The organism is Deltaproteobacteria bacterium, assembly GCA_005879795.1.
In the GTDB taxonomy this organism is placed as follows: domain Bacteria; phylum Desulfobacterota; class Binatia; order DP-6; family DP-6; genus DP-6.
Genome location: VBKJ01000157.1, coordinates 23,019 through 30,159, shown reverse-complemented (window position 1 = coordinate 30,159; position 7,141 = coordinate 23,019). Strand labels below are relative to the sequence as shown.

10 protein-coding genes are annotated in these 7,141 nt (G+C 70.8%); all 10 read right to left on the bottom strand.

Annotated features, from left to right (window positions below; genetic code table 11):
- Nucleotides 1-1,048 (bottom strand): hypothetical protein (locus tag E6J59_13730; GenBank protein ID TMB18804.1); only part of this gene is annotated, 1,048 nt, incomplete at its 3' end.
- Between the two features lies 1 nt (nt 1,049).
- Complete coding sequence (locus E6J59_13725; protein ID TMB18803.1) at nt 1,050-1,328, bottom strand: hypothetical protein; 279 nt, start codon at nt 1,326-1,328, stop codon at nt 1,050-1,052.
- Nucleotides 1,329-1,426: 98 nt separating this feature from the next.
- Complete coding sequence (locus E6J59_13720; protein ID TMB18802.1) at nt 1,427-1,840, bottom strand: hypothetical protein; 414 nt, start codon at nt 1,838-1,840, stop codon at nt 1,427-1,429.
- Nucleotides 1,841-1,900: 60 nt separating this feature from the next.
- Nucleotides 1,901-2,380, bottom strand: a complete 480-nt coding sequence (locus tag E6J59_13715) for an Rrf2 family transcriptional regulator (GenBank protein TMB18801.1) — start codon at nt 2,378-2,380, stop codon at nt 1,901-1,903.
- 10 nt (nt 2,381-2,390) lie between these two features.
- The gene (iscX, locus tag E6J59_13710) at nt 2,391-2,594 is read right to left on the bottom strand and encodes a Fe-S cluster assembly protein IscX (GenBank protein ID TMB18800.1); all 204 of its coding nucleotides are present in this window, start codon (nt 2,592-2,594) and stop codon (nt 2,391-2,393) included.
- A 1-nt stretch (nt 2,595) separates the two neighbouring features.
- Complete coding sequence (hscA, locus tag E6J59_13705) at nt 2,596-4,398, bottom strand: Fe-S protein assembly chaperone HscA (GenBank protein ID TMB18799.1); 1,803 nt, start codon at nt 4,396-4,398, stop codon at nt 2,596-2,598.
- A complete protein-coding gene (locus E6J59_13700; GenBank protein ID TMB18798.1) occupies nt 4,376-5,035 on the bottom strand; it encodes a hypothetical protein in 660 nt (219 codons plus the stop codon). Before E6J59_13700 ends, hscA begins: the two co-directional genes overlap by 23 nt.
- A 23-nt stretch (nt 5,036-5,058) precedes the next feature.
- Nucleotides 5,059-5,379 (bottom strand): iron-sulfur cluster assembly accessory protein, encoded by a 321-nt coding sequence (locus E6J59_13695; protein ID TMB18797.1) that lies wholly within the window; start codon nt 5,377-5,379, stop codon nt 5,059-5,061.
- 4 nt (nt 5,380-5,383) lie between these two features.
- Complete coding sequence (gene iscU, locus E6J59_13690; GenBank protein ID TMB18796.1) at nt 5,384-5,794, bottom strand: Fe-S cluster assembly scaffold IscU; 411 nt, start codon at nt 5,792-5,794, stop codon at nt 5,384-5,386.
- Nucleotides 5,795-5,808: 14 nt separating this feature from the next.
- The gene (locus E6J59_13685; GenBank protein TMB18795.1) at nt 5,809-7,068 is read right to left on the bottom strand and encodes an IscS subfamily cysteine desulfurase; all 1,260 of its coding nucleotides are present in this window, start codon (nt 7,066-7,068) and stop codon (nt 5,809-5,811) included.
- Nucleotides 7,069-7,141: the final 73 nt, after the last annotated feature.

Here is a 7,141-nt window from a genome sequence, read left to right as displayed (position 1 = left end):
GCGACGCGAGGGCGAGCGCGTCGGCCAGGACGAGCCGGCCCTCGGCGTCGGTGTTGAGCACCTCCACCGTCTTGCCGTTGAGGAAGCGGATGACGTCGCCCGGCTTCTGCGCCTGGCCGCCGGGGAGGTTCTCGGTGGCGGGCACGAAGGCGGTCACATCGACGGGCAGGCCGAGGCGCGCGGCGGCGGCCACCGCGCCGATCACCGCGGCGCCGCCCGCCATGTCGTACTTCATGGTCTCCATCGACTTGGGGGGCTTGAGCGAGAGCCCGCCGGAGTCGAAGGTGATCCCCTTGCCGACCAGGATCACGCGCCGGCGCGCGCCGGGGCCCGCCCAGCGGAGCCGAATGAAGCGCGGCTCCTCGCGGCTGCCGCGCGCCACCGCCAGCAGGCCGGTGAGGCCTTCGCTGGCGATGCGCTTCGGCGCCCATGCCTCGGCCTCGAGGCCGCGGATGTCGCGCGCGAGCGCCGCAACGCGCTCCGCCAGGAAGCGCGGCGTGGCGACCGACGCCGGCTCGTTCACGAGGTCGCGGGCACGGAAGATCTCCTGCACGACGGCGCCTGTGGCGGCGAGCGGCGCGCCGAGCTGCTTCCCTTCGCCCACGAGCGTGAGCGCCTGCACGCGCGGCCGACGCTCGGGGTCCGAGAGGTAGCCCGCGAAGCGGTAGCCCGCGAGCTGGAACCCCTCGACGAACGCGGCCGCGACCTCGGCCGCCGCGTCGCCCAGGTAGGCGCCGGCGCGCCGCGCGCGCTCGCGCTCCGCTTCCTGTCGCGCGCGGGCACCGGCGCGCCGCCACGCATCGAGCCCGACGGGCACGGGGCCGAGCCCGAGGAGCGCGACCGCCGCCTCGCCGTGATGGACGAGCGTCTCCTCGGCCTTGCCCCGGAACCCTGCGGTCCGCGCCCGGCGCGCGAGCGGCACCCGCACCCGGCGGTCGAGCTTCCCGAGCGCTGCCCTCACCCGCCCCTCCGCTACGGGAACGAGCAGCATCTCCATCCGGGCGGCCCTGGGGCCGCCCCGCCGTACGCGCACCTCGACCATGCTCATTTCAGTGGAACGTCCTCTTGGCGAGGAAGAAGACGACGGCGCCCGCAGCCGCGTAGGCCAGCACGCCCTCGACGAGGCCGAGTCCCGCCGTGAGGGCAAACACGAGCAGGACCAGCCCGCTCCCAACCACCGCCACCACGCGCTCGATCCGCTGCTCGCGCGCCTGCGCCTCCTCGACGTAGCCCGCCACCGGGGCGCCGCACGCGGGGCAGCGCCCACCCGGCTTGCGGACGAGCCGCGCTCCGCAGGCGGGGCAGTCGATCCTGAGACGCGACGGCACGCGCGGACTCTAGCGCATCCCGCGGCGCCAAAAAACGAGGGAGCGGCAGGGCCCAGGCCCTTCCGCTCCCCACCGAAGCCGGAGGAGCAGCCCGCTCGTTAGTCGCCGCTCACCTTGCGCAGCTCGTCGCGCTCGTCGGCCCGCAGCGAGACCACCTTGCCGCGCCGGCCCTCGAGCGCCCGCTCCTTCCAGACACGGAGCCCGCGCCGGAGATAGTCGGCATCGAGCCCGAGGACGTCGCAGATGTTCTGGAAGGAGAAGAGCCAGGTCTGGTCGGGATCCTCGATCCACTCCTCGGCCTCGTGGAAGAGCTGCTGGGCGCGCGCGTCCCGCGCCCCGGCCTGCTTGCGGTACACGTCGACCGCGTCCTCGAGCACGGCGATCATGAGACGGCGCTCGCCGTCATGCTCGCTGCGCCGGCGGACCCGATCGAAGAACTGCGACGGCAGCAAGGTGTCGGGCTGGAAGAGCCCGGCCAGCCGCTCGTCGACGGCGTGTTCACGGTCTTTCATCTGACCCTACCCCTACCCTTCAATATAGTACCTTCGGGTACTCAAAATAGCCGTCTTTTCCTACGGTTGTGCCTTAGACGCCCGCGCGGCGGGCGCATTCAGCCCGGCCATCACACCGGGCGGTATCCCCGGTCGCCTCACGTCGGCGATCGTCGTCTTTTCGAAGAGATCCATGACACGGCGCTGCCCCTCGCGCCATACCCGCTCCATACCGCAGGTGCCAAGCAGCGAGCAGTCCGCAGGCTCGCTCGTACACACGTTGAGCGAGATGGGCCCCTCCACCGCCTCGATCACGTCGCGGAAGGTCATCTGCTCGGCCGGACGGGCGAGGACGTAGCCGCCGTGCGGCCCGCGGCGGGAGCGCACCAGCCCCTTGTGGATCAGCTCCTGGACGATCTTCTCGAGGAACTGCCGGGGCACCCGCTCGCGCTCCGCGATCTCGCCGAGCGAGCAGGCGCGCGCGCTGGCCTCTTCGTTCGCCAGGTGGATCACCGCGCGCAGCGCGTAGTCGATCTTCCGGCTCACCTGCATGATCGCCATGGGGCCTCCTTCAAGACTCCCTCTCCGCCACCCACGCCATCTGGATGCGCTCGAGCTTGCCCTCGCTGGACGCCATCGGATCGTCCGCGAAATCGGGCAGCGCGATCACCCACTTCCGCAAGTCGGTGAAGCGCACGGTGAGCGGATCGACGTCCGGATGCGCCTCCACCAGCTCGGCGGCGATGTCCTCCGCGTCCTCCCAGGTGAGCGCCATCTCAGAGCTCCGCCAGGCGCCGGTTGGCCAGCGCCTCGGTCAGCGAGCGGTCCATGATGCGGCGGGCGAAGGGCTCGGTCTCCTTGCTGAGCGTCTCGACCGCGTCGCGGATGGCGAGGTAGTCCTCGCCTGCACGGGCCTGCTCGAGCGCCGCGACCGCCGCGCGGATACGCTCCCACTCGCCGTCCGCGAGCAGCCGTGCCTCGCGCGCCAGCGAGTCGCGCGTTGCGTGCAGGATCATGTCGGCCTCGACGCGCGCCTCGCGCACCTGCCGCTGGCGCACGTCCTCCTCCGCGTGGTCGATCGACTCCTCCAGCATGCGCTCGATCTCCGTCTCGTCGAGGCCGTAGGACGGCTTCACCTCGACCGAGCGCTCGTGCCCGGTGCGGAGGTCGGCGGCGGTGACGGAGAGGATGCCGTTGGCGTCGATCAGGAAGGTGACCTCGAGGCGCGGCACGCCGGCGGGCAGCGGGCAGATCGGGATCTTGAAGCGGGCGAGGCTCCGGTTGTCGCTGGCCAGCTCCCGCTCGCCCTGCAGGACGTGGATGTCGACCGCCGTCTGGTTGTCGACCGCGGTGGTGAAGGTCTCCTTGACGCTGGTCGGGATGGTCGTGTTGCGGTCCACCAGGCGCGTGAAGACACCGCCCATGGTCTCGATGCCGAGCGAGAGCGGCACCACGTCGAGGAGGAGCATGTCGCGCCGCCCGCCGGAGAGGATGCCCGCCTGGATGCCGGCGCCGAGCGCCACCACCCGATCGGGGTCGAGGTCGGTGAGCGGCGGCCGGCCGAAGACGGCCTCCATCTGGCGGCGCACGAGGGGCATGCGCGTCGAGCCACCGACGGCGACGACGCTGCCGATGTCCTCGGGCCGGAGCCCGGCGTCCCGGAGCGCCTGGCGGCACGGGCCGGCGGTGCGCTCGACCAGATCCTTCACCAGCGTCTCGAGCTCCGCACGCGTGACCGCTCGGCGGACGGGGCCGAGCACGATCTCCGCGCGCTCGGCGTCGCTGAGCGCACGCTTGGCGCGCTCGGCCGCCGCCCGCGCCCGGGCGCGCACGTCGGCGCGGCAGCGCTCCGCCTCGGGCAGCTCGGCCAGCACGAGCTCGGCCAGACGCTCGTCGAAGTCGTCGCCCCCGAGCCGCGTGTCGCCGCTCGTCGCCAGCACCTCGAACACCCCGGCGCGCAGGCGCAGGATCGAGATGTCGAAGGTGCCGCCGCCCAGGTCGTAGACCGCGATCACGCCCTCGTCCTGCTTGTCGAGGCCGTATGCGAGTGAAGCGGCGGTGGGCTCGTTCACCAGGCGCAGCACCTCGAGGCCGGCGAGCCGCCCCGCATCGCGGGTCGCCTGGCGCTGGCTGTCGTTGAAGTAGGCCGGTACGGTGATCACCGCCTGGCTGACCGTCTCGCCGAGCGCCGCCTCGGCCCAGCGCTTGAGCTCGCGCAGGACGTGGGCCGAGACCTCCGGCGGCGTCACCTGGCGGCCCTCGACCACGAAGCGCACGGGGTCATACGCACCCTGGCGGGGCTCCGTGAAGCGGTAGCGTCGGCGGTCCGCGGCGCTCACGTGCTCGAGGCCGAGGCCCATGAAGCGCTTGACCGAGAGGATCGTATCCAGCGGCCGCTCGCCAGCGAGCGCCTTGGCGCGCGCGCCTACGATCACCTCGCCGCCGGGCAGGAAGGCGACCGCCGAGGGCAGCAGTGCCGCCCCCGTCTCCGGGTCGGGCAGCACCCGTGCCCCGCCCTCCTCGAGCACGGCAACCAGGCTGTTCGTCGTGCCGAGATCAATGCCGATGATCGGTCCCACGGAGTCCTTCTCCCATCGCGTCTTCGATGTCGCCGAGCAGCGTGCGCAGGTAGGCGATCTCGGAGAGCCGGCACTTGAGCTCGTCGAGCGACGGCGCGCCCCCGTTGGCCGAGGCGTAGAGGGCGCAGAGCTCGTCACGGAGCACGCCCAGGCGGCCCGTGAAGCCGTCGCGCAGCGCCTCGACCTCCCGGCGCCGCTCGGGGCTGGCCGCGGCGCGCAGCTCCTCGAGCTTCTCCTGTGTCTCGAACACCTCGGCCGCGATCGCCGGGGGCACCTGCGGGCCGCCGTCACCGAGCCGCGCGCCGTGCAGCTCGAGCCAGTAGCGGCCCCGCGCCACGGGGTCGCGGAGCGTGCGGTAGGCGCGGTTCACCGCCGCGCTCGCTGCCAGCGAGAACTCGCGCTCGCGGGGGCCCGCGGTCTGGAAGCGGTCGGGGTGGACCGTGCGCGAGGCGGCATGGTAGCGCCGCTCCAGGTCGGGCAGGTCGAGCGCGAGCTGGCGCGGCAGGCCAAGGACCGCGAAGAGGTCAGCGTCCGCCGGCAGGCGCTGGACCGCCGCGCAGCGCGGGCATACGAGCGCCGCGCCGCTCTCCGCGTGGCATTTCCAGCATTCGCGTCGTGTCGCCTCTGCTGCCTGCATCGTTCCCGAGAAGCATCGCCCGATCAGACGACGAACGAAGAGCCGCAGCCGCAGGTGCGCTTCACGTTCGGGTTGCGCAGATTGAAGCCCGAGGCCATCAGCTCTTCCTTGTAGTCCAGCTCGGTACCCTTCAAGTAGAGAAAGCTCTTGCGATCGACGACCAGCCTGGCGCCGTCGTGCTCGAACACCTTGTCGCCCTCGCGCGGCTGGTCGACGTCCATCTTGTAGGTGAGGCCGGAGCACCCGCCGCCCACCACCTTGACGCGCAGCCCGCCGCCGGGGAGCCCCTTCTCGGCGATGAGGGCCTGGATCTTGCGCGCCGCCTGGTCGGTCATCGAGATCATCGGGTCAGCTCGCCTGCGCGGCCTCCGGCTTCGTCTGCTCGCGCTTCTTCTTCCAGTCCGCGATCGCGGCCTTGATGCCGTCCTCGGCCAGCACCGAGCAGTGTATCTTGACCGGCGGGAGCGAGAGCTCCTGCACGATGTGGGTGTTCTTGATCTGCAGCACCTCGTCCACCGTCTTGCCCTTCACCAGCTCGGTCACGTAGCTCGAGCTCGCGATCGCGCTGCCACAGCCGAAGGTCTTGAAGCGCGCGTCCTCGACGATGCCGTCGTCGTTGATCTTCAGCTGGAGCTTCATCACGTCGCCGCACTCGGGCGCGCCGACCACGCCGGTGCCGACGTTTTCCTCACCCTTGGGAAACGAGCCGACATTGCGGGGATTGGAGTAATGATCGATGACTTTGTCGCTGTATGCCATGCTGCTGCCCTCCTTCAGGAGCGTTGCCACTCGACGGACTTGAGATCGATGCCTTCCTTCGCCATCTCGTAGAGCGGCGAGAGCTCGCGCAGCCGCCGCACCTCGTGAACGACGCGCTCCACCACGTAGTCGACCTCCTCCGCCGTGTTGAAGCGCCCCAGGCCGAAGCGGATCGAGGTGTGCGCCAGCTCGTCGCCCACCCCGAGGGCCTTCAGCACGTAGGACGGCTCGAGCGTCGCCGAGGTGCAGGCCGAGCCCGAGGAGACGGCGATCGGCGGCTCGGTCTCGGCGACCGCGATGGGATGGGTCGAGCCGTTGAGCCCCATGAGCAGCGACTCACCCTCGACGTAGGCGAAGCTCACGTTCAGGTTGCCGGGCAGGCGGTGGACCGGGTGCCCGTTCAGGAAGATCTCGTCGAGCTGCGAGAAGAGCCCCTCGCGGAGCCGCTCGCGCAGCCCGAGCAGACGCTGCGCCTCGTCCGCCATGCCCTCGCGGCAGAGGTCGCACGCCTTTCCGAAGCCGACGATGCCCGGCACGTTGAGCGTCCCGGAGCGGAAGCCGCGCTCGTGGCCGCCGCCGTCGATGATGGGCGTCAGCCGCACGCGCGGGGCCTTCGCACGCACGTAGAGCGCGCCGATGCCCTTCGGCCCGTACATCTTGTGCGCCGACATGGAGAGGAGGTCGATGTTCATCGCCTCCACGTCGACCGGGAGCTTGCCGACCCCCTGGGTCGCATCGCTGTGGAAGAGGACGCCCTTCTCGTGCGCCACCCTGCCGATCTCGGCGATCGGGTTGATCGTGCCGATCTCGTTGTTCGCGAACATGATCGAGACCAGCACGGTCTTGTCGGTGATCGCTCGCCGGACGTCGTCCGGGTCGACAAGCCCGTACTCGTCGACCGGGAGGTAGGTGACCGCCGCGAGGCCCTTCCGCTCGAGGGCCTTACAGGTGTCGAGGACCGCCTTGTGCTCGGTCGCGGCGGTGATGACGTGGTTGCCCTTGTCCTTGTAGAACTCGACCACCCCTTTGATGGCGAGGTTGTCGGACTCGGTGGCGCCGCTGGTGAAGATGATCTCCTTCGCCTTGGCGTTGATCAGGCGGGCGATCCGCTCGCGCCCCGTCTCGGCCGCCTTCTCGGCCTCCCAGCCGTAGCCGTGGCTCCGGCTGGCCGCGTTGCCGAAGGTCTCGGTGAGATAGGGGATCATCGCCTCGAGCACCCGCGGATCGAGCGGGGTCGTGGCGTGGTTGTCCATGTAGATTCCCTTACCGTTCATGCGGGATTCCTCTCCGATTAGCCGACAATCCGGACCGGATGAATCCACTATATTGGCTGTTCCTGGCCTGTCA